17 protein-coding genes and 1 pseudogene are annotated in these 25,953 nt (G+C 69.2%); 10 read left to right on the top strand and 8 right to left on the bottom strand.

The window, feature by feature from the left end:
• The first annotated feature begins 429 nt into the window (after positions 1 to 429).
• Entirely contained in the window at positions 430 to 2,667 is a 2,238-nt protein-coding gene (gene yicI, locus AB0P41_RS07695; protein ID WP_365930723.1) for an alpha-xylosidase, read from the top strand.
• Positions 2,668 to 2,761: 94 nt separating this feature from the next.
• Here yicI and AB0P41_RS07690 read toward each other — a convergent pair whose 3' ends face one another.
• Together AB0P41_RS07690 and AB0P41_RS07685 are read right to left on the bottom strand one after the other, a co-directional pair.
• A complete protein-coding gene (locus AB0P41_RS07690) occupies positions 2,762 to 4,096 on the bottom strand; it encodes a diaminopimelate decarboxylase (RefSeq protein WP_365930721.1) in 1,335 nt (444 codons plus the stop codon).
• A gap of 183 nt (positions 4,097 to 4,279) precedes the next feature.
• Positions 4,280 to 5,926 (bottom strand): helix-turn-helix domain-containing protein, encoded by a 1,647-nt coding sequence (locus AB0P41_RS07685; RefSeq protein WP_365930719.1) that lies wholly within the window; start codon positions 5,924 to 5,926, stop codon positions 4,280 to 4,282.
• Positions 5,927 to 6,087: 161 nt separating this feature from the next.
• On the opposite strand from AB0P41_RS07685, the gene AB0P41_RS07680 reads away from it, so the two are divergent.
• Positions 6,088 to 6,723, top strand: coding sequence for a histidine phosphatase family protein (locus AB0P41_RS07680; protein ID WP_356717119.1), 636 nt, complete (start codon positions 6,088 to 6,090; stop codon positions 6,721 to 6,723).
• Between the two features lie 209 nt (positions 6,724 to 6,932).
• Here AB0P41_RS07680 and AB0P41_RS07675 read toward each other — a convergent pair.
• The 6 genes and pseudogenes from AB0P41_RS07675 to AB0P41_RS07650 form a co-directional block, all read right to left on the bottom strand.
• A pseudogene (locus AB0P41_RS07675) lies at positions 6,933 to 7,046 on the bottom strand (transcriptional regulator); the annotation flags it as partial.
• A gap of 17 nt (positions 7,047 to 7,063) precedes the next feature.
• The gene (lepB, locus tag AB0P41_RS07670) at positions 7,064 to 7,729 is read right to left on the bottom strand and encodes a signal peptidase I (RefSeq protein WP_365930717.1); all 666 of its coding nucleotides are present in this window, start codon (positions 7,727 to 7,729) and stop codon (positions 7,064 to 7,066) included.
• Positions 7,730 to 7,840: 111 nt separating this feature from the next.
• Complete coding sequence (locus AB0P41_RS07665; RefSeq protein WP_365930715.1) at positions 7,841 to 8,476, bottom strand: class F sortase; 636 nt, start codon at positions 8,474 to 8,476, stop codon at positions 7,841 to 7,843.
• A 64-nt stretch (positions 8,477 to 8,540) separates the two neighbouring features.
• The gene (locus AB0P41_RS07660; RefSeq protein WP_356717113.1) at positions 8,541 to 9,236 is read right to left on the bottom strand and encodes a hypothetical protein; all 696 of its coding nucleotides are present in this window, start codon (positions 9,234 to 9,236) and stop codon (positions 8,541 to 8,543) included.
• A 187-nt stretch (positions 9,237 to 9,423) separates the two neighbouring features.
• Positions 9,424 to 10,872 carry a hypothetical protein gene (locus tag AB0P41_RS07655; protein ID WP_365930713.1) on the bottom strand — a complete coding sequence of 483 codons (1,449 nt, stop codon included), beginning with the start codon at positions 10,870 to 10,872 and terminating at the stop codon, positions 9,424 to 9,426.
• 80 nt (positions 10,873 to 10,952) lie between these two features.
• Positions 10,953 to 14,801 carry a GH92 family glycosyl hydrolase gene (locus tag AB0P41_RS07650; protein WP_365930711.1) on the bottom strand — a complete coding sequence of 1,283 codons (3,849 nt, stop codon included), beginning with the start codon at positions 14,799 to 14,801 and terminating at the stop codon, positions 10,953 to 10,955.
• A gap of 556 nt (positions 14,802 to 15,357) precedes the next feature.
• On the opposite strand from AB0P41_RS07650, the gene ngcE reads away from it, so the two are divergent.
• The 8 genes from ngcE to dxs all read left to right on the top strand — a co-directional run bounded on the left by ngcE (position 15,358) and on the right by dxs (position 25,843).
• A complete protein-coding gene (ngcE, locus tag AB0P41_RS07645) occupies positions 15,358 to 16,806 on the top strand; it encodes an N-acetylglucosamine/diacetylchitobiose ABC transporter substrate-binding protein (RefSeq protein WP_365930709.1) in 1,449 nt (482 codons plus the stop codon).
• A 50-nt stretch (positions 16,807 to 16,856) separates the two neighbouring features.
• Positions 16,857 to 17,780: a sugar ABC transporter permease gene (locus AB0P41_RS07640; RefSeq protein WP_356714044.1), complete on the top strand. Its 924-nt coding sequence runs from the start codon at positions 16,857 to 16,859 to the stop codon at positions 17,778 to 17,780.
• A gap of 97 nt (positions 17,781 to 17,877) precedes the next feature.
• On the top strand, positions 17,878 to 18,795 hold the full coding sequence (locus AB0P41_RS07635) for a carbohydrate ABC transporter permease (RefSeq protein ID WP_356714043.1): 918 nt from the start codon (positions 17,878 to 17,880) through the stop codon (positions 18,793 to 18,795).
• Positions 18,796 to 19,063: 268 nt separating this feature from the next.
• Complete coding sequence (locus tag AB0P41_RS07630; protein WP_356714042.1) at positions 19,064 to 20,263, top strand: ROK family transcriptional regulator; 1,200 nt, start codon at positions 19,064 to 19,066, stop codon at positions 20,261 to 20,263.
• 119 nt (positions 20,264 to 20,382) lie between these two features.
• Positions 20,383 to 21,495 (top strand): substrate-binding domain-containing protein, encoded by a 1,113-nt coding sequence (locus tag AB0P41_RS07625; RefSeq protein ID WP_356714041.1) that lies wholly within the window; start codon positions 20,383 to 20,385, stop codon positions 21,493 to 21,495.
• Between the two features lie 189 nt (positions 21,496 to 21,684).
• Positions 21,685 to 22,473, top strand: a complete 789-nt coding sequence (locus tag AB0P41_RS07620; protein WP_356714040.1) for an ATP-binding cassette domain-containing protein — start codon at positions 21,685 to 21,687, stop codon at positions 22,471 to 22,473.
• Positions 22,470 to 23,747: a sugar ABC transporter permease gene (locus AB0P41_RS07615; protein ID WP_356714039.1), complete on the top strand. Its 1,278-nt coding sequence runs from the start codon at positions 22,470 to 22,472 to the stop codon at positions 23,745 to 23,747. Before AB0P41_RS07620 ends, AB0P41_RS07615 begins: the two co-directional genes overlap by 4 nt.
• Before the next feature lie 182 nt (positions 23,748 to 23,929).
• The gene (gene dxs, locus AB0P41_RS07610) at positions 23,930 to 25,843 is read left to right on the top strand and encodes a 1-deoxy-D-xylulose-5-phosphate synthase (protein ID WP_356714038.1); all 1,914 of its coding nucleotides are present in this window, start codon (positions 23,930 to 23,932) and stop codon (positions 25,841 to 25,843) included.
• Positions 25,844 to 25,953 lie beyond the last annotated feature (110 nt).

Here is a 25,953-nt window from a genome sequence, read left to right as displayed (position 1 = left end):
GCGGGACGCGTCGCGTCACCGAACGGGTCGTTGCCACGCCAGCCCACGGTCCAGAGACCGAAGGTGAACCTGTCCGCGGGAGTGGGGGTGAAGCGGTCCGACATTGCACAGCCTCTTGCTCGACGTCAGGCCCGACGACAGCTCCGCCGGACCGGCCAATTTGTTTGCTTGCAGTACTAATACGCCATCCAGCCAATCGTTTCTAGACCATTTCCGTGACGTGTCGGTTACATGGCGCAAACATGGCAGATCCGGGCCCCTGTGTCATGGTTCGGTTTCTCGGGCAATACGGGAATTCCTGCTGCCCACCACTCTTCTCGGCCATATTTGTTTTGTGTACGATCAAAATCGAGAGGACCCGCAGCCGCGCTCGCCGCAGGCGCCCTGACGTCCCGCCCAGCACCCCCGGATCGGCTAAGGACCACCCCCATGAAGTTCACCGACGGTTTCTGGCAGATGCGCAGTGGTGTGCACGCCTCGTACGCCACGGAAGTCCGCGATGTCCGCCTCGACGACGACCGTCTCGCCGCCTACGCCGCCGTCAAGCGCGTCGAGCGCCGCGGCGACACCCTGAACGCCCCGCTGATCACCGTCGAGGCCCACGCCCCGGCGGAAGGTGTCATCGCGGTGCGCCTGACCCACCACGCCGGCAAGCGCCGCAAGGGCCCCGACTTCGAACTGCCGGGCGCCGCCCCGAAGTCCGCCGCCACCACCCGCACCGACGGCGCGGCCGCCGAGCTGACCAGCGGCCCGCTCACCCTGCGGCTGCCCACCGAAGGCACCTTCGGACTGGAGTTCCTCGACGCGGACGGCCGCGTCCTGACCTCCGCCGGCCGCAAGGGCAGCGCGTTCGCCACCGTCGACGGCGGCGGCCACCACATGTTCGCCCAGCTCGCCCTCGGTGTGGGCGAGACCGTCCACGGCCTCGGCGAGCGCTTCACGCCGTACGTGAAGAACGGCCAGACCGTCGACATGTGGCAGGCCGACGGCGGCACCAGCAGCGAGCAGGCGTACAAGAACATCCCGTTCTACCTCTCCTCGCGCGGCTACGGCGTCTTCGTCAACCACCCCGGCAAGGTCTCCTTCGAGGTCGGCTCCGAGGCTGTGGGCCAGGTGCAGTTCAGCGTCGAGGACCAGACGCTGGAGTACTTCGTCGTCGCGGGCCCCACCCCGAAGGACGTCCTGAGCCGCTACGCCGCCCTCACCGGCCTCCCCGCCCTGCCTCCCGCGTGGTCGTTCGGCCTCTGGCTGACCACCTCCTTCACCACGTCGTACGACGAGGCCACCGTCACCTCCTTCGTCGACGGCATGGCCGAGCGCGGAATCCCGCTGAGCGTCTTCCACTTCGACTGCTTCTGGATGCGCGAGTACCAGTGGTGCGACTTCGAGTGGGACCCGGCCGTCTTCCCCGACCCGGAAGGCATGATCGCCCGGCTCAAGACCAAGGGCCTGAAGATCTGCGTCTGGATCAACCCGTACATCGGGCAGAAGAGCGCCCTGTACGAAGAGGGCGTACGCGAGGGCTACTTCGTCCTCACGCCGGACGGCGACGTCTGGCAGTGGGACAAGTGGCAGGCCGGCATGGCGCTGGTCGACTTCACCAACCCCGAGGCCACCGCCTGGTTCCAGAGCAAGCTCAAGGTCCTCCTCGACCAGGGCGTCGACGGCTTCAAGACCGACTTCGGCGAGCGCATCCCCACGGACGTCGTCTGGCACGACGGCTCCGACACCGAGCGCATGCACAACTACTACACGCACCTCTACAACAAGGCCGTCTTCGAACTCCTGGAGACCGAGCGCGGCCAGGGCGAGGCCGTCCTCTTCGCCCGCTCCGCCGCCGCGGGCGGACAGCAGTACCCGGTGCACTGGGGCGGCGACTGCTGGTCCTCCTTCGAGGCCATGGCGGAGTCCCTGCGGGGCGGTCTCTCCCTGTCGCTGTCCGGATTCGGTTTCTGGAGCCACGACATCGGCGGCTTCGAGGGCACCCCCGACCCGGCCGTCTTCAAGCGCTGGCTCGCCTTCGGCCTGCTCTCCTCGCACAGCCGGCTGCACGGCTCGTCGTCGTACCGCGTGCCGTGGGAGTTCGGAGACGAAGCGGTCGACGTGGCCCGGCAGTTCACCCGACTCAAGCACCGCCTGATGCCCTACCTCTACGGTGTGGCCGTCGAGGCCCACCGCACGGGCGTCCCGACGATGCGCCCCCTGCTGCTGGAGTTCCCGGACGACCCGACGGCCCGCACCGCGGACCGCGAGTACCTGCTGGGCCCGGACGTCCTGGTCGCCCCGGTCTTCACCGACGACGGCGAGGTCGAGTACTACGTGCCCGAGGGCACCTGGACGCACCTGCTGACGGGCGACACGGTCACCGGCCCCGCCTGGCGCCGCGAGACCCACGGCTTCGACAGCCTGCCCCTGCTGGTCCGCCAGGGCGCGGTCCTGGCGCTCGGCGCCGACGAGACCCGCCCGGACGGCGAGTGGCTCGACGGCCTCGAACTCCGCGTGTTCGCCCCGGCCGGGACGGGCGACTTCACCCGCACGGTGACCGTTCCGGACCGTACGGGCGCGGTGGCGGCGACCTACGAGGTGGTCCGCGAGGGCGGCGAGGTCCGCGTCACGACGGACACGGACCAGCCGTACACGGTCACGGTCGTCGGGGCGAAGGCCTGACGGACACGCGTCCTGGCGCCGGACCGCCCGCCCCTGGCAGCAGGGGCGGGCGGTCCGGCGTTCGGCGGTTCAGCGGAGGGGCGCCGCTGCCTGCTCACAGCGCCACGAGAGCTCCCGCGTGGGTGAGGCCGCTCTCCTCGACGACTTCGCGCACGCTCTGGGCGTCGCGGACCGTGGCGAGGCGTACCTGCCCGGCGGCATCCGTGCGATAGCCGTAAACGGCGGGTCTGGGCAGCGAGTTGTACGAGAAGTGCGAGGAGAAGTAGTACGCCCCGGTGTCGTACAGCGCCACCACGTCCCCGGGCTCGATCGCCGGGAGTTCGCGTGCCGTCGCGGTCAGGTCACCGGCGAAGCAGCACGGCCCCGCGACGTCCACGACCTGGAGGGGCCCCTCCTTGGGGCGGCCCGCGGCGTCGAACACGCCGACGCGCAGGGGCCAGGCGTCCGGCATGAACACCGTGCGGGTGGCCACCTGGGCTCCGGCGTGGGTGACCGCGATCCGTCGGCCGCCGGCCGACTTGGTGTACTCGACGAGCGAGCCGATCGTGCCGCTCTTCGCCAGCAGCGAGCGGCCGAACTCGGTGACCAGGACGTAGCGGCCGTCGAAGAGCCCCGGGGCGGCGTCGCGCAGTTCGGCCACGTAGTCGGCGTAGGTGGGGCGGTCGTCCTCGCTGTCGAAATTGACGGGCAGCCCGCCGCCGATGTCCAGGCCGGTGATCCGGGCATGCCCCACCTGCTTGTTGATCCGCTCCGCGAGCTCGTACGCGGCGCTGACCCCCTGGGCGATGAGCGGGAGGGGGCAGCCCTGGGAACCGACGTGCGCGTGCAGGCGGTTGAGCCAGGGGCGCCGGGCGAAGGCGTCGATCACCGCTTCCACGGCCCCCGGGTCGCGCAGTGCGACGCCGAACTTGGACGTCGCGGTGGCGGTGCTCATCGCCCCGATGGCGCCGGCGCCGACCTGGGGGTTCACCCGCAGTCCCACCGGGCCGGCGGGCGCGCGGCCGGCCAGCAGGCGGTCGACGCGCTCCAGCTCCTGGAAGTTGTCCAGGTTGATCGCGATCCCGTGCTCCAGCGCGAACTCCAGCTCCTCGACCGTCTTCGCGGGGCTGTCGAAGACCAGCCGGTCGGGCGTGAAGCCGGCTGCCAGCGCCTGTTCGAGCTCGCCGGGCGAGGCGACCTCACACCCCATCCCGGCGTCGGCGAGCAGCCGCAGCACCGGCACCAGCCCGCACGCCTTGGCCGCGAACGTGTGATGGACCGTGGCCGGCCCCTCGAACGCCTCGTTCAGCGCGTCCACCGCCGCCAGCACCCCGTCGACGTCGAGCAGACCGACCAGGGGCGAGCCGGGGCCGAGCAGCCCCTCCTCTACGGCGCGGGCGAGCGCCGCCTCACGGGCGCGCACGCGCCGGGGGACCGAACCGGATGTCACCTGAGACACACTCCTACGTGAGAGGTCGCTCGTACGCCGCGCTCGTCCAGCCGCGGGCCGTCGCGACCAGCTTCCGTGCGCGGGGCCCGGCGCGTCTTCGTCGGACACCACCAGGACCGACCGGCATCCCTGTACGGCAGCACATCTGAACGATCATGACGCCGGGTGGCCTCCCGCCACGGCTCACCCGGTACGCCGGCCCAGTCGCAGCCCCACGTCCGCAAGGAGCCGCACGGCCGGATCGGCCAGGTCCACGCCGAACAGCTCCCTGGCCCGGTGCAGCCGGTACCGCAGAGTGTTCGGGTGCACATTGAGGCGCCGCGCGGCCGCGGCCGTGTCCCCGAAGGCGTCGAGGTGCGCGGCGACCGAATCGCCGTACCGCGAGCCGTGCGCCCGGTCGTGCTCCACCATCGCGTGCACCGGGCCGGACACCGTCCCCCACAGCGGTTCCACCCGGTCGAGGAGGCGCAGTACGACCGCCTCGGACTCCACCTCCTCGTACGACGCCACCGCCGACCCGGCCGCGCCGGCCGGCAGCCGCGTGGCCCGTTCCCTCAGCACGCGTACCACCAGCTCCGCGGCGTCGCGGGAGGCGGGCAGCTCCGCGAGGTCCGCCACCACGGGGCCGGCGCCGGCGAAGACCACGCCTCGCGGCACCGAACGGACCGTCGCCAACAGCGTGCGCGCGGGGTCCGCCTCCCCGTCCGCGGCCGGCACCACGGCGTACAGCCGCCGCCCCGAACGGGCCGTCACACATCCCGGCCGGTAGGCGGCGGCCTGCAACGCGAGCACGTCGAGCACCCGTTCGCCGGCGTCCCCCGGTGCGGTGTCCCGGCCGTCGTACGCCTCCGCCACCATCACGGCGTGCGGCCGGTCCCGCGCGATCCCGACGTCGTGCGCCGCCTGCGCACTGCCTGCCAGAAGCGCCTGCACCGCCCCCTCGCGCGCCCGGGCGGCGGCCCGGCCCCACGTCCGGTGGTGCGACAGATGGGGGACCGCGGCGCGGCCCGCCGTCCGGAGCGCTGCCACCGCGTCCTCCGCCAGCGGCCGGCCGTCGGCGGCGGCCCAGATCGAGCCGAGCACCTCCGAGCCGTGCCGCACCGCGACCGCCAGCCGCTCGGCGTACCGTTCGTCGGCGGGAAGCCGCACCACGTCGTCGGTGTTCCACAGCGCCTGGAAGAAGCCGCTCTCCCGCAGTTCGGCGACCCGCCAGCGGGGCACCTCCTGGCCGAGGATCGTGAGCCTGCGCATCGGATCGGGCTCGTGGTCCATGCGCGAGTACGCCAGCACCCGCGACTGCGGGTCCTCGATCGTGATGGCGCCGCCGACGAGGTCCGCCACGGTGTTGGCCAGACCCGGCAGATCACCCAGCCGCAGCCCGCTCACCCCGGCCGGATCCGCCGACCCGCCCGGGACGCTGTGCAGCAGTGCCGTCCGCAGCCGGCCGAGCACCTCGGTCCAGCCCTGCCCGGGCCGCCGCGTCAGCAACGCCGTACGCCCACGCTCCGCCGCCTCCAGCAGAGCCGTCCGGGGCCCCCGGGCGCCATGCCGCATCACCACGGCCGCCGCCCCGGCGCGGTCCGCGGCACGCAGCACGTCGACCGCCTCGGGCGCGGCGACCTCGACGCCGACCGCGAGCAGGACCAGCCCGGTGGCCGCCCACATCTCCTCGTCCCGCTCCTCACCCGGGTCGTGCAGGACCACGTCGGACACCGGCACACCGGTGCCGCACGGGGCGACGACGACATCGAGCGTCCCGGCGGCGATCAATGCGAGGAGCTGGGCCAGCGTGGGGCCCGGGCCGGGGCGGTCCGTTCCGGAGACGTACATCAGCACATACTCGCCGCTCGCCGCCGCAGGCTGCCAGGGCCCCGGTCACCACGGCCGGGGCGAGCCGCCCCGCGCCGGGCCCGGAGGAATGCGATCGTGGGCCCGCAGGTTGGCACCAGCGGTGCACACGCACCGGTACGGCACAGAGAGCGGAAGCACCCATGGGCGAGTTGATCCTGATCCGGCACGGCGAGACAGAGTGGTCCCGGTCCGGGCAGCACACGAGCTGGACCGACCTGCCCCTCACCGAGCTCGGGGAGCGCCAGGCCCGCGCCCTCGTCCCGCTCCTCGCCGAACGCGAGATCGGGCTCACCCTGGTCAGCCCCTACCTCCGCGCCCGCCGCACCGCCGAGCTGGCGGGTCTGACCTCGCCGCGCGAGACACCGGACCTGCGGGAGTGGGACTACGGGGCGTACGAGGGCATCACCACGGTCGAGATCCGCCGCACCCGCCCCGACTGGAACCTCTGGACCGACGGCGTCGCACCCGGCCCCGAGGAGCACCCGGGGGAGAGCCCGCAGGAGGTCGGCGACCGGGCGGACCGGATCCTGGCCGAGGTCCGCGCGGCGGCCTCCCGTCTCGGCGAGGCGGACATCGCGCTCGTCGCCCACTCGCACTTCCTGCGCGTACTCACCGCGCGCTACCTGCGGCTGACCCCGGCGAGCGGGGAGCTCTTCCAGCTCGCCACGGGCGCGGTCTCCCGCCTCGGCACGGAACACGGCAAGCCGGTGGTGACCGCACTGAACCTGGCCCTCCCGAAGAGCCTCTACGAGGCAGCGCACCCCCCCACCCCCTAACCCCCGCCCCCAGATCAGGTCATTGGGAGGTTACAGACCACAAGACGAGCAATATGTCCAAATTTTTCGTCCCTTACTTCCCAACGACCGCCGAGGATGCGATTCACGCGGGTGCGCACCTGGCGCGGTACCGGCGCCTGACCCAGCATCCAGGGGGCGACCCGCACGCCGGGGTTGTCGACCCGGAACGCGAGCGCTCCCTGATGGGCACGGTCACCCAGCTCGTTCTGCGACAGTCCCGCCGCCTCGCGCAGGCGGCGCAGCTCCGCGCCGTAGAAGGCGCGCGGATTGGCGTACGGGTCCAGGTCCTTCGGCAGTGGCATGCCGCGGAAGCTATCGGTTACCCCACCCCCGTATGCCGGGAATCCGGCAACATCATCCGGACGGGTGGCCGGCGCTTCTCTCGCGCCGCGATCCCCGACGCGAGTGCGGTGGCGAGCAGCGGCAGACCGAGCAGCGCCGTCAGTCCCAGCCCCAGGGGGCCACCACTGCCGTCAAGGGGCCTGCCCACCACGGAGGTTGACGGCACGGTGCCCGACCGGTCGTCCAGGAAGTAGCGGGAATCCCTGGCGTCGGCGCGGAAGTCGCCGAGCACGAAGAGGCGTCCCTCGGGGACCTCCACGTCGTAACCGGGCGCCATGCCGGACGGATCGCCGTCCTTGACGTACGGCTCGGGGAGTGTGGTGCCGTTCAAGGTCACGGCGTCGCCCGGCTGTTGGGCGACACGGTCGCCGCCGACGCCGATCACCCGCCCGAGCGTGGCCAGGCCGTCGTAGCGCTCCGGTACGCGGTACAGGACCACGTCCCCGCGCCGTACCTCGTCCGCGTCGATCCGCTCGAAGACGATCCGGTCGCCGATGGAGTACGTCGGCTCCATGGAACTGCCGGACACCTCCGCCGACGTGTAGCCCGTCGTGAACAGCGCCACGGGGCCCGCCAGCAGCAGTGCCCCGATGACGCCCGAGGCCCAGGCGGTCCGCCGCAGCCCTCGTCCCGTCGTACTCACACGTTCCCCCCTTCGCACGTGTGTACGTGCGTGCGGGGAGATCAGCGCAACGACGGACGGCCGGTACCTCGCCCCCGAGGTACCGGCCGGTTCCGTGCGGCGTGCCCGGCTTCAGGCCGCCTTCTTCAGCGAGGTGAGGTGGGCGAAGACGACGACGTTGGCCGAGTAGCCCTTCTTCTTGTCGAAGCGTCCGCCGCAGGTCAGGAGCCTGAGCTCCGGACGGCCGGTGGTCCCGTACACCTTGTCGTCGGGGAACTCCTCCTTGGTGTAGGTCTTCACCTCGTCGACGGTGAAGACCGCGGTCCGCTTGTCCGCCCGGGTGACCTTCACCGTGTCCCCGCGGCGAAGGGCGTTGAGATTGAGGAAGATCGCCGGCCCGGTCGCGGTGTCCCGGTGTCCGACGAGCAGCGAGGTCCCCGCCTCTCCGGGGGAGGGACCCTTCCGGTACCACCCGACCAGCTTGGGCTTGCTCAGCGGCGGGGCGCCGAGCCTGCCCTTCTTGTCGAGGGCGAGGCCGGTGACCGGGGCCTCGATGAAGATCGCGGGGACGGCGACCTTCACCGGCCGGGAGTGCACCAGCGGGGCATGCGATGCGGGTACCGCCTTAGGCGGCTTGTGCGGTGCCCTCCGGAACGGCGGGGCCCCGCCGCCCGCGGCGTCGCTGCCGCGGGCGGCGGTGACCGACGAGGTGTCCTCGGGTGAGTCGGAACTCGCCCACACGACGCCGGTCACCAGCGAGAAGGTCACGCACAGGGTGATCGTGAGCCGGCATGCACGACTCGGTCCCCGTCGTCGCCGTCGGCCGCGCGGACTATGCCTCGTTGCGGGCACGGCGGCGCGCGGATCGACGGACCATGATCAGCCCCGCGATACCGGCGGCACCGGCGACCAGCGCGGCCGAGGCGCCGACGTTCGACTCGCCCTCGGAGCTGACGCTCTCCATCTCCGGGACGCCGCCGCCACCCGCCGGCACCGCACCGGACGGCTTCTCGTAGATCGCGTCGGACTTCTTCTCGTCGTTCTTCCCGGCGCCCGACTCCGCATCGCGCTCGCCGCCCTCGTCACGGCTGCCGCCCTGGCCGGGCCGGGGGGAGCAGTCGACCTCGAAGCTCCGCTGCTTCGGTCCCGCCGGGACGGTCCACACCAGCTGGTACGTGCCCTCCGGGAGCAGGTACTGCTGGCTGCGGGCCTGGCCGTTCACGAGCGGGAGGGTGCCCAGCAGTGTGTCGCCCGGGGGGACGGTCGGGGGCTGCTCGGTGATCGTCCAGGGGACGGAGGGGAAGGACTCGAAGTTGCTCGCCTTGAGCACGAACTTGCAGACCTCGACACCGTCGCGGTCACCACGTGAGTGCCAGCCGACCGAGGTGACCTCGATGTCGCCGCTGTCCCCGGGCAGGGCGTAGGCGGCGGGGGCAGCGGCGAGGGTGGCACCGGCGACGGCGACCGCGGCGGCCAACGTGACGCCCGTGCGGGCGCCGCGGGAGCGGACGGAAGTGGAAATGCGCATGCTGGGCTCCTTCAAGCCGAGATGATTGTCGTACTGATCACCTGATCGCCTAAGAGATGACATGGATCGGCAGAAGAGTCCGTAGGGACACCGTAAACACGCCCAAAAGTACCCTGACTAGCCGATACCGGGCGGCGATTTTTCCCAGGCAGAAACCGTTCGAGGTCCCGGAGCGGGGAAGGCCGGATCAGGCGGACCGACGCCGACGCCGCAGGTGGGCGGCCGTCAGAGTCAGGGCCACAACACCACCCGCAGTGATCGGGCCCCAGGTGACCGGGCGCAGGAAGGCCCGGTACGCCGGTGCGGGCGAGGCGTCGAGCGGGATGGCGGCGGTGTCGTTGCCGGGGGTGCGGTCGTAGGCGTTGTACGTCCGGATGGTCCCCCGCGCGCCCGGGACCTGACGGTCTATGCGGACGTGGAACACGATGGTGCTGGTCCCGTCGTAGGTGAACGCTGCCCCGCCGAGGTCGCAGACGAACGCCCCGCCGGGCTTCCCCGGCTGCTCGCACCCCCACCCGTGGTCCATCTCCTCGAAGGCGTACGGGATGGAGGTGACCGTGGTGCCCTCCGGCGGGACCACTTCGAAGCGGCCCTTCATCTCCTCGTCACGCACCTCGCCGGCACCCGTGTTCCGCACCCCGAGCCGCACTTGGACCGTGTCGCCGACGTGCCCCCTGACGGTCCCGGTCACCGGCCGGTAGTCGGCCTGGACCGTGGTCTCCACCGCGACGTCACCACTGGTGCCGCCGAATTCGCCGTCCTCGGTGCCGGTCAGCGTGATCGGGGCGCCCGTGCCGCGCACGGTGTGGCCGGCCGGCTTCTCCGGGTCCGACGACCAGCTGTAGGTCAGCGTGCCGTACAGCACCTTCTCGCCGGCGACGTAGAAGAGCGGAGCACTGGTGCGGTAGGCGGCACCCGGCGCGGCCTTGGCGGGGAACAGGCACCACGCCGATGTGGGCGAGGCGCCCGCGTAGGAGCAGTTGCTGTGCCGTGCCTTCAGGGTGAGCCCCTCGCTCGTGATGCGCAGGGCGATGCCCCGGCCCGCCGAGAACCGGCTGTGATTGGCAAACTCCGGTGTCATCGGCGTCGGTTGACCTGGCTTCACCCCGCTCACCTTCGCCTGCTTCCCGGGCACGCCCAGTGTCGGGCCGCCGACGGTCATGCGCGTGGTGCCGGTGACGGGTGCGGCGTTGTCGGCGCTCGCCGTGTAGGTCACCGTGCCGCTGTCGCCCGGCTTCACGCCGTCGAGCCCGAGGATGTCGAAGGGTGCGTTGCTCTCGCCGTCGTTCCGCAACGTGCCGTACTCGCAGGTGTACACCCAGCCACTGCCGGTGCAGTTCCCGTAACCGCCTTCGGTCACGCGGGCGATGTCCTTGAGCCCGGACGCGTCAACCACAACCTTGATGTTGCGGGCCGGCTCCTTGTTGCCGGGGACGACGGCGACGGGCACCTCGAAGTCGCTGTTCGTCCCCTCGGCGCCCTCGTCCGCGTTGTACAGAACCATGCTGCGCGGTACGTCCTTCAGGCTCAGCACGGCCGTGTCCGACGCGTTCGCGGTGGCCGGTGCGAAGACCATGGCGAGAAGGGCGGCCAGAGCCGCCCGTCCGATGGACCGCATGCGTATCCGTGGGAGCATGCGGAGCACTATGGCACCGGGGGCCGGCCGTCCGCACGTGCGGACGGCCGGCCCCCGGCTCGGCAACTCCCCTCAGGCGGTCAGGAGATCAGCTCGATCTCCGCCAGCGTCGCGGCGGCCGTACTCACCAGCCGGTACTTCGCGTACGCCTTCGGTGCCTGCACCGAGAACACCCGGGTCTGCTTGTCCCAGGCGAACGTCTGGCCGGACCTCTTGTCGACGTCCTTCCAGGACGTGCCGTCCGCCGAACCCTGCAGCACCCAGCCCGTCGGCGCCTTCGCCGCAGTGGCCGAGGTCAGCGTGTACTGCACCGCCTTCGTGCCCTCGGCGGCCGGCAGGTCCACCGACTCGACCGAGGCCGAGGTGGCGGAGGTGTCGTCGTACAGCGCGCCGTCGCCCTTGAGCACGTCGCCCTTCGGCGTCGGCACCTTGTCGTCCTTGGTGACGGAGACCGGGGCCGCCTTCTTGCCCGTGCCCCATGCCGAGGGCTTCGAGCCCATGTCGAACTCCAGCACGCCGCCCTTGGCGAGCAGGTCGTGCGGCAGCGAAGTGGAGGTCCACTTCTTGCCGTTGACCTTCAGGCCCTGGACGTAGACGTTCGTCGCGCTGTTCTTCGGGGCCTTGACGACCAGCTCCCGGCCGTTCTCCAGGTGGACGGTCGTCTTCGTGAAGAGCGGCGAGCCGATCGCGTACTCACCGCTGCCCATGACCAGCGGGTAGAAGCCGAGCGAGGAGAAGAGGAACCAGGCCGACTGCTCGCCGTTGTCCTCGTCGCCGTGGTAGCCCTGGCCGATCTCGCTGCCGGTGTACAGACGGCCGAGGACCTCGCGGACCTTCTCCTGCGTCTTCCACGGCTGGGCGGCCGCGTCGTACATGTACGTGGCGTGGTGCGCGACCTGGTTGCTGTGGCCGTACTGGCCCATCCGCACGTCGCGCGCCTCGGTCATCTCGTGGATCACGCCGCCGTACGAACCGACGAACTCGGGACCGGCCGTCTCGGGGGTCGAGAAGTACGTGTCCAGCTTCTTCGCCAGACCGTCACGGCCGCCGTAGAGGTTGGCCAGGCCCCGGCTGTCCTGCGGGGCGGTGAAGGCGTAGCCCCAGCCGTTGGTCTCCGTGTAGTCGTAACCCCAGACGCGGGGGTCGTACTGGTCGGAGGGCACGCGCCAGTCGCCGTTCGGCTTCTTGCCCTGGAAGAAGCCGGCCTTGTCGTCGAAGAGCTTGACGTAGTTCTGCGCGCGGTTGAGGAAGTACGCGGCCTCCTCCTTGTAGCGCTGCTTCTTCGTCTTCTTGTAGAGGGCCTCGCCCATCTGCGCGATGCCGTAGTCGTTGAGGTAGCCCTCCAGCGACCACGAAAGACCCTCGTGCGTCTCGGTGTCGGCGTACCCGGTGAAGACCGAGGTCTCCATGCCCTTGCGGCCGACACCCGAGGACGGCGGGGCCACCGTGGCGTTCTTGACCGCCGCGTCGTACGCCGCCTCGGCGTCGAAGTCGACACCCTTGACGTAGGCGTCGGCGAACGCCACGTCGGAGCTGGTGCCGGTCATCAGGTCCGCGTAGCCCGGGGAGGACCAGCGGGAGGTCCAGCCGCCGTCCTTGTAGTGCTGCACGAAGCCGTCGACCAGCTTGCCGGCCTGCTTCGGGGAGAAGAACGAGTAGGCCGGCCACGTCGTCCGGTAGGTGTCCCAGAAGCCGTTGTTGACGTACACCTCACCCTTGACGAGCTTCGCGCCGGTGTGGGTCGGGGTGTCCGTACCGGTCTGCGGCGAGAAGGGGCTCGCGTAGGTGCTCTCGCCGTCGACCTGCTCGAAGCCCGAGTTCGGGTAGAGGTAGAGCCGGTACAGGCTGGAGTAGAGCGTGGTCAGCTGGTCGGCGTTCGCGCCCTCGACCTCGATCTTGCCGAGGATCTTGTCCCAGGCCTTCTGCGCGTTCCTCTTCACCTTGTCGAAGGAGGTCTTCGCCGGCAGCTCCATGGCGAGGTTCTTCTTCGCCTGGTCGACGCTGATCAGCGAGGTGGCCAGCCGCAGGTTGACCGTACGGTCCTTGCCCGCGTCGAAGCGGAAGAAGCCGGTCACGTCGTCACCGCCGCCGCCCTTCAGCTTGCCGCTGTCGGTGACCGGCGCGTCGAAGGAGCCGTACACGAAGAGCCGGGTGGCCCCGGTGGAGCCGCCGCTCTTCACGTCGGAGTAGCCGGTGAAGGAACCGGTCTCCGGGTCGAGGGTGAGTCCGCCCCTGTTGTCGACGTTGTCGAAGACCAGGCTCGCGTCGTCACCGGGGTAGGTGAACCGCATCCGCGCTGCGTGGTCGGTGGGGGCCATCTCGGCCTTGAGGCCGTTCTCGAACGTCACCCCGTAGTAGTGCGGGGTCGCCGTCTCGTTCTCGTGGCGGAACGGCAGCTCGCGGGCCTCGCGGGAGGCGTCGGGCGTGCCCGATGCCACCGAGGGCATCATCTGGAAGGTCTGGCGGTCGCCCATCCAGGGGCTCGGCTCATGGCTGGCGCTGAAGGCCTGCAGCGTGGGCAGGTTGTCCTCGTTGTTGCCCCGCGCGTAGTCGTACAGCCAGCTCGTGGAGCCCGCGTTGGTCACCGGCGTCCAGAAGTTGAAGCCGTGCGGGACCGCGGTCGCGGGGATGTTGTTGCCGCGCGAGAAGCCGCCGCTGGAGTTGGTGCCGCGGATGGTCGACGCGTAGTCCGAGAGGTGCGCCTTGCGCTTCTCCGGGGCCTTCGGGGCGATCGTGACGTCGTCGATCCAGCCCTGGAACTTCGACGGCCCCTTGGGGGAGTCGTACGCCACCAGGAGCCGGTCGACGGTCTTGCCCGCCGCGACCGTGCCGATCCGCGAGGCGACCTTGTTCCACTGGTTCACGTACAGCCGCTTGGCGTCGGCCTGGCCCTGCGGGGTGAGCAGCCCGCCGTGGCTGTCGGTGGCCTTCAGCTCGCTCAGGTAGGTGCCGTCGGTGAAGGCCAGGTCCACCGCCACGTGCGTCGCGGGGTAGTCGAGGTCCGTCTCGGCCATCTGCGGGTAGACGAGATACGAGAGCTGGGTGTCCTTGGTGATCCTCGTGTCGACGTCGAAGACCTTGTTGTACGAGTAGGCGTGGCCGTCCGGCTTGTGCGTGCCCGCGTAACGCAGAGCCTTCTTACCCGAGAACCCGGCGCCCTGCTTGGCGGTGGGGGAGCCCGAGGGACCGCGGTCGGCCTGCGTGCGCATGTCGTCGGGGGCGGGGGCGGAGGTGTCCCCGTCCGAGAACTGGACGTCGGCGAGCTGGAGGGCGTCGGACGCGCCGTTGTTCTTCGTGATCTCCAGCCGGAAGTGCTGGTACGCGGTGTCCGACGTGAAGTCGTACGACTTGGTCTGGAGGCGCTCGGAGAACGTCTGGCCGGTCCGGGTGTCCAGGTCCGTCCAGGTCTTGCCGTCCGCGGAGCCCTTCAGGGTCCAGTCCTCGGGGTCCCGCTCGTCGTGGTCGTTGGCCGAGGTGAGGGCGTAGGTGACGACCTTGGCCGGCTCGGCCAGGTCGAACTCGACCCAGCCCGTGGGCTGGAAGGCCAGCCACTTGGTGCCGGGCTCGACATCGACGAGGTTCTCCTTGACCTCGCCGCCGTCGGCATTCTCGCCGCTGGCGCGCAGATCCGTGACCTGATCGGTGATATTGCCCGGTATTCCGGCGGAGAATCCGCCGTCGACACCCGATGCCCTCTTCTTTCCGTCGGCGCCTTCTTCGACGGTATTGCGCCAGTCCGGCTGCTTTTCGTCTGCCTCGAACGAGGAGCTGAACGACGTGTCGCCGGAAGGCTTCTTGGCGGCGCCGGAGGGCTGGGCGAGCGCTGCGGTGGGTGCCGCCAGGGCGAGGACGAGAGAGGCCGCGAGGACCGCGGCGGAACGGTTGTGTCTGTGGCGAGAGCCGTGCTGAGGACCGCGTAGGGGCTGCATACGAAGCCGTTCCTCCTGGGGGCATGCTTTGGACAACGTTGTCATTGCAGGATGCGGGTTCCAGTAGGGAGCCAAGTGGCGGGATGTGTCAAGGGTGTTGCGCGGGGTCGACGCCGGTGATTCGACCGTATTGCGGAAAACGGCGATTCCGTGCGGAGGCGCGCGGTCAACGCCGCGAGGTGCGGTGCCGGGGCACGCGAGCCCGGCATGATCCGAACGAGAGGCCTCAGGTATCCGTGAGGTCTCAACTCGGGAAAGACTGCCGCTCAACCATGCATTCGATCTTGCTCAGTTGGCGGCAAGTGGACTATACCTGTCGGCGTCTGCACAGCCGCTTCACAACGGCACGCGGACACGGGGGAGGGTGGAACAGCTGTGGGCGCCGCGAGGCGTTCCGCCGTACGTTCCCCCGAAACTCCCCCACTGCACCTGGTAATCCGGCATTCTGCACGACCCAAGCGCAACTGACCGCGGTGGCGGGGCCCTTCGCCTGAGGCGAATTCTCTACGGGTGACCGGTACACCGCCTGAGTCCTGGAGAAGGCGAGGACTTGAGCATGGGATCCACCTCCGGCCGCACGAATGAGGGCCTTGGCCGTCGCGATGTGATCAAGCGTTCTGCCGCACTCGGCCTGATCGCTGTTCCGACGATGAGCTTCCTGTCGGCGTGCGCGAGCAGCGACGGGGGAAGTGACGACAAGGTCGAGAAGGGCACCAAGAGCGCCAAGAACCCGCTCGGTGTCAACGAGACCGCAGCCCTCGAGGTCGTCATCTTCAACGGTGGCTTCGGCGAGCAGTACGCCATCGACGCCGAGAAGAAGTACAACGAGGCCTTCCCCAAGGCACCCAAGGTCAAGCACTCCTCGACCGAGAAGATCCAGTCGATCCTGCAGCCGCGCTTCAACGGTGGCACCCCGCCGGACCTGATCGACAACTCGGGTGCCGAGCAGATGGACATGGGTGTCCTGGTCGGCAAGAAGCAGCTCGCCGACCTGACGCCGCTGATGGACGCACCGTCCTACGACGACCCGGCGAAGAAGGTCCGCGACACGCTGCGCCCCGGTGTCCTGGAGATGGGCCAGTTCGACGGCGACCCCGTCTGGATCATGTACTACGCGTACACGGTCTACGGCGTCTGGTACTCCCAGACCAACCTCGAGAAGCTCGACGCGGCGTACCCGGAGACCTGGGACGACATGCTCGCGCTCTGCGCGAAGGCGAAGAAGAAGGGCATCGCCGGCTGGACGTACCCGGGCAAGTACCCGTACTACCTGCCGTTCTCGCTCTACCCCTTCATCGCCAAGATCGGCGGCCGCGAGGTCCTCGACAAGATCGACAACCTGGAGCCCAACGCCTGGAAGGACCCGGCCGTCAAGGCCGCCTTCGAGGCGTACTACGAGCTCTTCCAGAAGGGCTACATCCTCAAGGGCACGCCCGGTCTGACGCACATCCAGTCGCAGACCGAGTGGACCAAGGGCAAGGCCCTCTTCATCCCGAACGGCTCGTGGGTGGAGAACGAGGCCGCGCCCACCACCCCCGAGGACTTCAAGATGATGGTCGGGGCGCCGTCCAGCCTCGACTCCTCCGACAAGATGCCCTTCGGCACCCTCTGGGCGTCCGGCGGCGAGCCGTTCATCGTGCCGGCGAAGTCGAAGAACCCCGAGGGTGGCATGGAGCAGCTGCGCATCATGCTCAGCGAGGACTCCTCGAAGAACTTCACCAAGTCGGTCAAGTCCCTCAGCGCGTTCAACGGCGGAACCGACGGGCTGACGCTCTCCACCGCGCTGCAGTCCGGCGTCGACGTCCTGGCCAAGGCCGGCGACAACGTGGTGAACCCGCGGATGCAGGACTGGTACGTGAAGCTGCAGAAGGAGCAGATCGGTATCGCCGGCATCGGCGAGATGATGGCCGGCCGCGCGACCCCGGCGGAGACCATCAAGAAGATCCAGGCCTTCGCGGACGCGGCGGCCAAGGACGATTCCATCAAGCACTACAAGCACCAGTGAGCAACCGTCACCAGCGGCGGCACCCGCTCGGAAATCGGGGTCGGTAAACGATGCAGCACGGCAAGTACCGGTTCATCGTGGGGTTCCTGGTAGCCCCACTGGCGTTGTACGCCATCTTCGTCATCTGGCCCTTCGCCCAGTCCATCTACTACTCGTTCACGGACTGGACCGGACTGAGCTCCGACTTCAAGATGGTCGGCTTCGACAACTACAGCCGGATGCTCGACGACGACATCTTCTGGAAGTCGCTGCAGCACAGTGTGCTGCTCGCGCTGCTGCTGCCGCTGGTGACGCTGGGCCTCGCGCTCTTCTTCGCCTTCATGCTCAATGTCGGCGGCCGGCGGCGTAAGAACGCCGCGGTCGCCGGCGTGCGGGGCTCCGCCTTCTACAAGGTCGCCTATTTCTTCCCCCAGGTCCTGTCGATCGTGATCGTGGCCCTGCTCTTCCAGTTCGCTTTCAACCCGACCTCGGGAATGCTGAACGCGACGCTCAAGGCGGTGGGCCTCAAGAGCCTCCAGCCGGACTGGCTCGGCGACCCCGACCTGGCGCTCTACTGCGTCATGGTCGTGCTGATCTGGTCGACGGTCGGATTCTTCGTCGTCCTCTTCTCCGCGGGAATGGCGTCCATACCGAAGGACTTCTACGAGGCCGCGCTGCTCGACGGCGCCGACCGCATCACGACGTTCTTCAGGATCACGCTGCCGCTGCTCTGGGACACCGTGCAGTCCGGATGGGTCTACATGGGCATCCTGGCGCTCGGCGTGGAGGCATTCACCGCCGTACAGGTCATGACGGTCGGCCCCGGCGGTCCCGACTACTCCACCACCGTCCTGCCGCTGTACGTCTACCAGACGGCCTTCCGGGACGCCCAGGCCGGCTACGCCACCACGATCGGCGTCGGCCTGCTCATCGTCACCATGCTCTTCGCGGGCATCGTGATGAAGCTGGGCCGGCGCGAGCGGCTGGAGTTCTGATGCGGTTCGTTGCGGGGTACGGCGATCGGATGACCGGCGGCGCGCAGAACAGTTCGGTCCCGGTGGCCGGCTCGACAGTTGTACGAGGTGAGCACACATGAAGGTCACTGAGACTCCTCCCGCCGTCCCGGCCCCGCGCTCGCCGGTGACGAAGACGGACCTCCCGGCGGGCGAGCCCGCGAAGAGCAGCGAGGGCAAGGTCCTCAACGTCTTCTCGCACGGTGTGCTGGTCATCTGGGCGGTACTCGTGGTCATGCCGCTGCTCTGGGCGGTGATGTCGTCGTTCAAGACGGACGACTCGATCCTGTCGAGGCCCTGGGAACTGCCGGACAAGCTCCACTTCGAGAACTGGTCACGGGCCTGGAACCAGGCCCACATGAGCGACTACTTCCTCAACACCATTCTGGTGGTGGGCGGTTCGCTGATCGGTACCCTGCTGCTCGGCTCGATGGCTGCGTACGTGCTGGCGCGGTTCGACTTCCCGGGGAACCGCTTCATCTACTTCCTCTTCATCGGGGGGATGAGCTTCCCGATCATCCTGGCGCTGGTCCCGCTGTTCTTCGTCATGAACAACATGGGTCTGCTGAACTCGGTGCACGGGCTGATCCTGGTCTACATCGCGTACTCGCTGCCGTTCACCGTCTTCTTCCTCACCTCGTTCTTCCGGACCCTGCCGACCTCGATCGCGGAAGCGGCCATGCTCGACGGGGCGTCGCACACCCGGACGTTCTTCCAGGTGATGCTGCCGATGGCGAAGCCCGGACTGATCAGCGTCGGTATCTTCAACTTCCTCGGACAGTGGAACCAGTACATGCTGCCGACGGTGCTGAACACCGACCCGGACGGCAAGGTGCTCTCCCAGGGTCTGGTCGAACTGGCCACCAGCCAGGGGTACAAGGGGGACTGGTCGGGTCTCTTCGCCGGCCTGGTCATGGCGATGCTGCCGGTCCTCGCCGCGTACATCGTCTTCCAGCGTCAGGTCGTCGCGGGGCTGACGGCGGGGGCGCTCAAGTAGCGGCACGCCCGTTCAGCTGTCAGGTCTTGTCGTCACTCGGGTCACAGGAGTCACCGGAAACGGACAGGCTCCCCGAGCAGGGAACCACCCTTCGGCCCTCGGCCGGGGGGTGGTTTTCATGCCCTTTCCGATGCTTTCGCGCCCGTAGGGATGTGGAGGCCCCATGCTCATCGGAGGCTGCGACTGCTCAAGGTCTTGACGGGGGGCACCCCAAAACGCTCAGCTTAGGGTTCACATGTTAGAGAAAACGGCAGGAGTGAGTGAGTCGATGGAGACTCCGGGGTCGCAGACATCTCTGCATCGGGCCAACCTTGAGCGGGTCGTACGTGCCGTAAGGATGGCAGGGTCCCTGACCCAGGCCGAGATCGCCAGGAGCACCGGCCTCTCCGCAGCCACCGTCTCCAACATCGTCCGTGAACTCAAGGACGGCGGCACGGTCGAGGTGACCCCCACCTCGGCGGGCGGGCGCCGTGCCAGGAGCGTCTCCCTGAGCGGGGACGCAGGCATTGTCATAGGGGTGGATTTCGGGCACACCCACCTTCGGGTGGCCATCGGCAACCTGGCTCATCAGGTGCTCGCCGAGGAGTCCGAGCCGCTCGATGTGGACGCCTCGTCGGCGCAGGGCTTCGGCCGGGCGGAACAGCTTGTCAACCGTCTCGTCGAGACGACCGGGATCAGCCCCGGGAAGGTGATCGGCGTGGGTCTCGGCGTGCCGGGCCCCATCGACGTCGAATCCGGCACGCTGGGCTCCACGTCCATCCTCCCGGGCTGGACGGGCATCAACCCCAGCCAGGAGCTCGCCGGGCGCCTCGGTGTCCCCGTGTACGTGGACAACGATGCCAACCTGGGGGCCCTCGGCGAGCTCGTCTGGGGCAGCGGCAGGGGCGTCAGGGATCTGGCGTACATCAAGGTCGCCAGCGGCGTCGGCGCCGGTCTGGTGATCGACGGGACCATCTACCGGGGCCCCGGAGGCACGGCCGGCGAGATCGGCCACATCACCCTCGACGAGTCGGGCCCTGTCTGCCGCTGCGGCAACCGCGGCTGCCTGGAGACCTTCACCGCCGCCCGGTACGTCCTGCCGCTGCTCAAGCCCAGCCACGGGGCGGATCTCACCATGGAGCGGATGGTCCAGCTCGCCCGCGAGGGCGATCCGGGCTGCCGCCGGGTCATCGGGGACGTCGGCCGGCACATCGGCAGCGGGGTGGCGAACCTGTGCAACCTGCTCAACCCCAGCCGGGTGGTGCTCGGCGGATCCCTCGCCGAGGCGGGGGAGTTGGTGCTGGCGCCCATCCGCGACTCGGTCTCGCGCTATGCCATCCCCAGTGCCGCGCGGCAGCTCTCCGTGCTCCCCGGGGCGCTCGGCGGGCGGGCCGAGGTGCTGGGCGCGCTGGCCCTCGTGCTCAGCGAGATGGGGGATTCGTCCCTTTTGGAGAGCACCCTTCCCGCAGCGACTCCTGCCTTCACTTAGATAACGAATGGCACCGTTGTCATCTCGTTAAGAATTTACTCCTTGACGCCGACCCTGCGGCCGAGTTGACTTCCAGCCACCTCGGCCGCAACGTCGCGGCCTCGTCAGGGAGGTTCGAAATGAACACGCGTATGCGTCGTGCCGCCGTTGCCGTTGCCGCCACCACCATGGCTGTCTCTCTCGCCGCGTGCGGGAGCGCCAAGGAGTCCGGCGACAAGACCAGCTCGGATTCCGCGAAGAAGGGCGACGACCTCAAGATCGGTCTGCTCCTTCCCGAGAACGCCACGGCCCGCTACGAGAAGTTCGACAAGCCGATCATCGAGAAGAAGGTCAGCGAGCTCACCGGCGGCAAGGCGGAGGTCGTGTACTCCAACGCCCGCCAGGACGCCACGCTGCAGGCGCAGCAGGTGGACACCATGATCACCAACAAGGTCGACGCGCTGATCATCGACGCCGTCGACTCCAAGGCCATCGAGAACAGCGTCAAGAAGGCCAAGGACGAGGGCATCCCCGTCGTCGCCTTCGACCGTCTCGCCGAGGGCCCGATCGACGCCTACACCTCCTTCGACAACGAAGAGGTCGGCCGCGTGCAGGGCACCGCCCTGCTGGAGGCCCTGAAGGGCAAGACCAAGCCCAACGTCGTGATGATGCACGGCGCGATCACCGACCCGAACGCCGCGCTCTTCAAGAAGGGCGCCAAGTCGGTGCTCGACGGCAAGGTGACGTACGGCAAGGAGTACGACACCAAGGAGTGGAAGGCCGAGAACGCCAACGCCAACATGGAGGGTGCGATCACCTCCCTCGGCAAGGACAAGATCGACGGCGTCTACTCCGCCAACGACGGTCTGGCGGGCGGCATCATCCAGGCGCTCAAGTCCGCGGGCGTCACCAAGCTCCCGCCGATCACCGGCCAGGACGCCGAGCTCGCGGGTGTGCAGCACATCGTCGCCGGTGAGCAGTTCATGAGCGTCTACAAGTCGTACCCGCAGGAGGGCGTCATCGCCGCGGAGATGGCCGTGGCGCTCGCCAAGGGCGAGAAGCTCGACTCGATCGCCACGTCCAAGGTCGACAACGCCAGCACGAAGGGCGTTCCGACCGTCCTCGTCCCGGTCGTCTCGCTGACCAAGGACAACATCAAGGAAACCATCATCAAGGATGGCATCTGGACGATCGACGAGATCTGCACGGCCAAGTACAAGGCCGCCTGCGACTCGATCGGCCTGAAGAACTAACTGCCACCGCGCGACCGGCCCCCGGCCGGTACAGCGCGGGCCCGAAGCCTGTCCGGCGCCCCGCCCACCAACTGTCCCGCTACCGGGCGGGGCGCCGGACGGAACGCTTCAACGGTTTTCTACTCTTCTGCTCGACCACCGCGCCTTCCCCCAGGCGCGGCATCCCCGCCGGGTCAGGCGGCGAAGGAGATGGTTCACGTGTCCGCTACGCCCGTGTTGGCGTTGCGAGGGGTCTCCAAGCGATTCGGTGCCGTCCAGGCGCTCACCGATGTAGAGCTTGAGGTCCACGCCGGTGAAGTGGTCGCCCTGGTGGGCGACAACGGCGCCGGTAAATCAACGCTGGTAAAGACGATCGCCGGGGTTCACCCCATCGATGACGGAGTCATCGAGTGGGACGGCCGGCCGGTCCAGATCAGCAAGCCGAACGACGCCCAGAGCCTGGGCATCGCGACCGTCTACCAGGACCTCGCGCTCTGCGACAACATCGACGTCGTCGGCAACCTCTACCTCGGCCGGGAGATCCGTAAGTACGGAATCCTCGACGAGGTCGAGATGGAGCGCCGCTCCCGCGAGCTCCTGTCCACGCTGTCGATCCGCATCCCCAGCGTCCGCATCCCGATCGCCTCGCTCTCCGGCGGACAGCGCCAGACCGTCGCCATCGCACGCTCCATGCTGGGTGAGCCCAAGCTCGTCATCCTCGACGAGCCCACCGCCGCCCTCGGCGTCGAGCAGACCGCGCAGGTCCTCGACCTGGTCGAGCGGCTGCGCGAGCGCGGTCACGCGGTCATCCTCATCAGCCACAACATGGCCGATGTGAAGGCCGTGGCCGACAAGGTCGCCGTGCTCCGGCTGGGCCGGAACAACGGGGTCTTCGATGTGAAGACCACCTCGCAGGAAGAGATCATCTCCGCCATCACGGGCGCCACGGAGAACGCCGTGACCCGTCGTGCGGCTCGTAACGCGGAGGTCAAGAAGTGACGACCGACAAGACGTCCACGGCTGTGGTCAACCCGGAGGCCGCCAAGGGCGCGGACACCGCGGTCGACCCCCGGCTGCTCGTGCGCGAGCAGGGCTTCGGCGGATACCTCACCGAGTTCAAGCGCAAGATGCGCGGCGGCGACCTCGGGTCCATCCCGGTGGTCATCGGCCTGATCATCATCTGCGTGGTCTTCCAGAGCCTGAACTCCGAGTTCCTCTCCGCGAAGAACATCAGCGACATCGCCGTGGCGATGGTGGCCACCGGCATGATGGCCGTCGGCATCATCTTCGTGCTGCTGCTCGGCGAGATCGACCTGTCGGTCGGTTCGGTCAGCGGTGTCTCCGGCGCCGTCGTGGCCGTGCTCAGCGTGACCAACGGCATGAACGAGTGGCTCGCCCTCGTCGTCGCGATCGTCAGCGGTGCGGTCATCGGTGCCATCCACGGCTTCTTCTTCGCCCGGATAGGCGCCCCCGCCTTCGCCGTCACCCTCGCCGGCCTGCTGTTCTGGCTGGGTCTCATGCTCCAGCTGCTCGGTGACACGGGCACGATCAACCTCGACAGCGACGGTGTGGTCGGCAAGCTGACCACGTACTACTTCACGGACGTCGCAGCCGCCTACGGTCTGGCCGCTCTCGCGGTGATCGCCTTCTTCCTCTCGGCGTTCCTGGACAGCCGCCGCCGCGAGGCCGCGGGCGTCCCCTCCCGGCCGCTCACCGACATCGTGGTGCGCACCGCCGTCCTCGCGGTGTTCGCCTTCGCCGCGGCGTACATGTTCAACCAGTACCGCGGTCTTCCGCTGGCCCTGGTCCTCTTCCTCATCGTCCTCGTCGGCACGGACTTCATGCTGCGCCGTACGACCTACGGGCGGAAGATCTTCGCGCTCGGCGGCAGCGTCGAGGCGTCCCGCCGCGCCGGCATCAACGTCACCGCGATCCGCGTCTCGGTCTTCGCCATCGCCGGCACCTTCGCGGCCATCGGCGGCCTCTTCTGGGCCTCCAAGATCGCGGCCGTCAACCAGGGCTCCGGCACCGGCGACCTCCTGATGAACGTCATCGCGGCGGCCGTCATCGGCGGCACCAGCCTCTTCGGAGGCCGGGGCCGCACCTGGAACGCCCTGCTCGGCGTGATGGTGATCGTCTCCATCCAGTACGGCCTGTCGCTGGAAGGCATCAAGACCCCGGTCCAGTACATGGTGACCGGCGCTGTGCTTCTCGCCACGGTCGTCATCGACTCCGTCACCCGCAAGACGCAGAAAACCGCAGGCCGCGCCTGAGGTTCCTGACCGCCGCACCTGCGCACATGTGCCCGGCATCGTCCGTGATGCCGGGCACCCGCGCGTCCGGCGGGACCCGGCGCGGCGCGACGGAATGCGCCGCCCGATGACCGGGGCCGCCGGCGGAACATTAGACTCATCGGATCGGCAAGCTCGATCAGCTCACACGCAAGGAGGCACGGGTGGACCTGCTGACCCGCATCAGGGGACCGCGCGACCTGGACCGGCTCGGCCTCGAGCAGCTCGACCAGCTCGCCGGGGAGATCCGTACCTTCCTCGTCGAGGCGGTGTCCAAGACCGGTGGCCACCTCGGCCCCAACCTGGGCGTGGTCGAGCTGACCATCGCCCTGCACCGGGTCTTCGAGTCCCCGCAGGACAAGGTCCTCTTCGACACCGGCCACCAGAGCTACGTGCACAAGCTGCTCACCGGCCGGCAGGACTTCTCGAAGCTCAAGAGCAAGGGCGGCCTCTCGGGATACCCGTCCCGTGCCGAGTCCGAGCACGACGTCATCGAGAACTCGCACGCCTCGACGGTCCTCGGCTGGGCCGACGGCCTCGCCAAGGCCAACGAGGTCCTGGGCAAGGACGACCACGTCGTCGCCGTCATCGGTGACGGAGCGCTCACGGGCGGTATGGCCTGGGAGGCGCTGAACAACATCGCCGCCGCCAAGGACCGCCCGCTCGTCATCGTCGTCAACGACAACGAGCGTTCGTACGCGCCGACCATCGGCGGCCTCGCGAACCACCTCGCCACCCTGCGCACCACCGACGGGTACGAGCGGTTCCTGGCCCGTGGCAAGGACCTCCTGGAGCGCACGCCCGTCGTCGGCAGGCCGCTGTACGAGACCCTGCACGGCGCCAAGAAGGGCCTCAAGGACTTCATCGCGCCGCAGGGCATGTTCGAGGACCTCGGCCTCAAGTACGTCGGCCCGATCGACGGCCACGACATCGAGGCCCTGGAGTCCGCGCTCCAGCGGGCCAAGCGCTTCGGCGGCCCGGTCATCGTGCACTGCCTCACCGAGAAGGGCCGCGGCTACACCCCCGCCCTGGAGGACGAGGCGGACCGCTTCCACGCGGTCGGCAAGATCCACCCGGACACCGGCCTGCCGATCTCGACCTCCGGCCTCGACTGGACCTCGGTCTTCGGCGAGGAGATGGTCAAGCTGGGCCATGAGCGCGAGGACATCGTCGCCATCACGGCGGCCATGCTCCAGCCCGTCGGCCTCGGTAAGTTCGAGCAGGCATTCCCGGACCGGATCTACGACGTCGGGATCGCCGAGCAGCACGGCGCGGTCTCCGCTGCCGGCCTGGCCACCGGCGGGCTGCACCCCGTCTTCGCGGTCTACGCGACCTTCCTGAACCGCGCCTTCGACCAGGTCCTCATGGACGTCGCCCTGCACAAGTGCGGCGTGACCTTCGTCCTGGACCGGGCCGGCGTCACGGGCACCGACGGCGCCTCGCACAACGGCATGTGGGACATGTCGATCCTCCAGTGCGTGCCGACCCTGCGCATCGCCGCCCCGCGCGACGCCGACCAGGTCCGCGCCCAGCTGCGCGAGGCCGTCGACGTGGACGACGCACCCACCGTCGTCCGCTTCTCCAAGGGCGCGGTCGGCCCTGCGGTCGACGCCGTGGGCAAGGCCGGCGGCATGGACATCCTCCGGAAGGCCGGCACGGACTCGCCGGACGTCCTCCTGGTCTCCGTCGGCGCCCTCGCCCCGATGTGCCTGGAGATCGCCGCTCTGCTCGACGCCCAGGGCATCTCCACGACCGTGGTCGACCCCCGCTGGGTCAAGCCCGTCGACGAGGCGCTCGCCCCGCTCGCGGCCGGGCACCGGGTCGTCGTCACCGTCGAGGACAACAGCAGGGCCGGCGGTGTCGGCTCCGCCATCGCCCAAGCCCTGCGCGACGCGGACGTCGACGTGCCGCTGCGCGACTTCGGCATCCCGCCGGTCTTCCTCGACCACGCCTCGCGCGGCGAGGTCATGGCCGAGATCGGGCTGACGGCACCGGACATCGCCCGCCAGGTCACCGGTCTGGTCGCCAAGCTCGACGGCCGTTACGAGAGCCGCGCCGTGGAACCCGTTCGCGACTGACGCCCACCCACCGCACGGCTCCGGGCCGGTCGGCCACCCCACTCGGGTGGTCCGACCGGCCCATTCGCGTGAAATCGGGGCGTAGCGCACATTCGAGGGCGATCCCTTCC

The organism is Streptomyces sp. NPDC079167, from assembly GCF_040686735.1.
GTDB lineage: Bacteria > Actinomycetota > Actinomycetes > Streptomycetales > Streptomycetaceae > Streptomyces.
Note: the sequence above shows the minus strand (reverse complement) of the source record. Positions and strands in the feature narration are given on the sequence as shown.

Bases quoted from the DNA above. Each gene is read 5' to 3' on its own strand.
- yicI (WP_365930723.1), top strand. From the start codon at position 430: ATGAAGTTCACCGACGGTTTCTGGCAGATGCGCAGTGGTGTGCACGCC.
- AB0P41_RS07685 (WP_365930719.1), bottom strand. From the start codon at position 5,926: ATGTACGTCTCCGGAACGGACCGCCCCGGCCCGGGCCCCACGCTGGCC.
- AB0P41_RS07680 (WP_356717119.1), top strand. From the start codon at position 6,088: ATGGGCGAGTTGATCCTGATCCGGCACGGCGAGACAGAGTGGTCCCGG.
- AB0P41_RS07660 (WP_356717113.1), bottom strand. From the start codon at position 9,236: ATGCGCATTTCCACTTCCGTCCGCTCCCGCGGCGCCCGCACGGGCGTC.
- AB0P41_RS07655 (WP_365930713.1), bottom strand. From the start codon at position 10,872: ATGCTCCCACGGATACGCATGCGGTCCATCGGACGGGCGGCTCTGGCC.
- AB0P41_RS07650 (WP_365930711.1), bottom strand. From the start codon at position 14,801: ATGCAGCCCCTACGCGGTCCTCAGCACGGCTCTCGCCACAGACACAAC.
- ngcE (WP_365930709.1), top strand. From the start codon at position 15,358: ATGGGATCCACCTCCGGCCGCACGAATGAGGGCCTTGGCCGTCGCGAT.
- AB0P41_RS07640 (WP_356714044.1), top strand. From the start codon at position 16,857: ATGCAGCACGGCAAGTACCGGTTCATCGTGGGGTTCCTGGTAGCCCCA.
- AB0P41_RS07635 (WP_356714043.1), top strand. From the start codon at position 17,878: ATGAAGGTCACTGAGACTCCTCCCGCCGTCCCGGCCCCGCGCTCGCCG.
- AB0P41_RS07630 (WP_356714042.1), top strand. From the start codon at position 19,064: ATGGAGACTCCGGGGTCGCAGACATCTCTGCATCGGGCCAACCTTGAG.
- AB0P41_RS07625 (WP_356714041.1), top strand. From the start codon at position 20,383: ATGAACACGCGTATGCGTCGTGCCGCCGTTGCCGTTGCCGCCACCACC.
- AB0P41_RS07620 (WP_356714040.1), top strand. From the start codon at position 21,685: ATGGTTCACGTGTCCGCTACGCCCGTGTTGGCGTTGCGAGGGGTCTCC.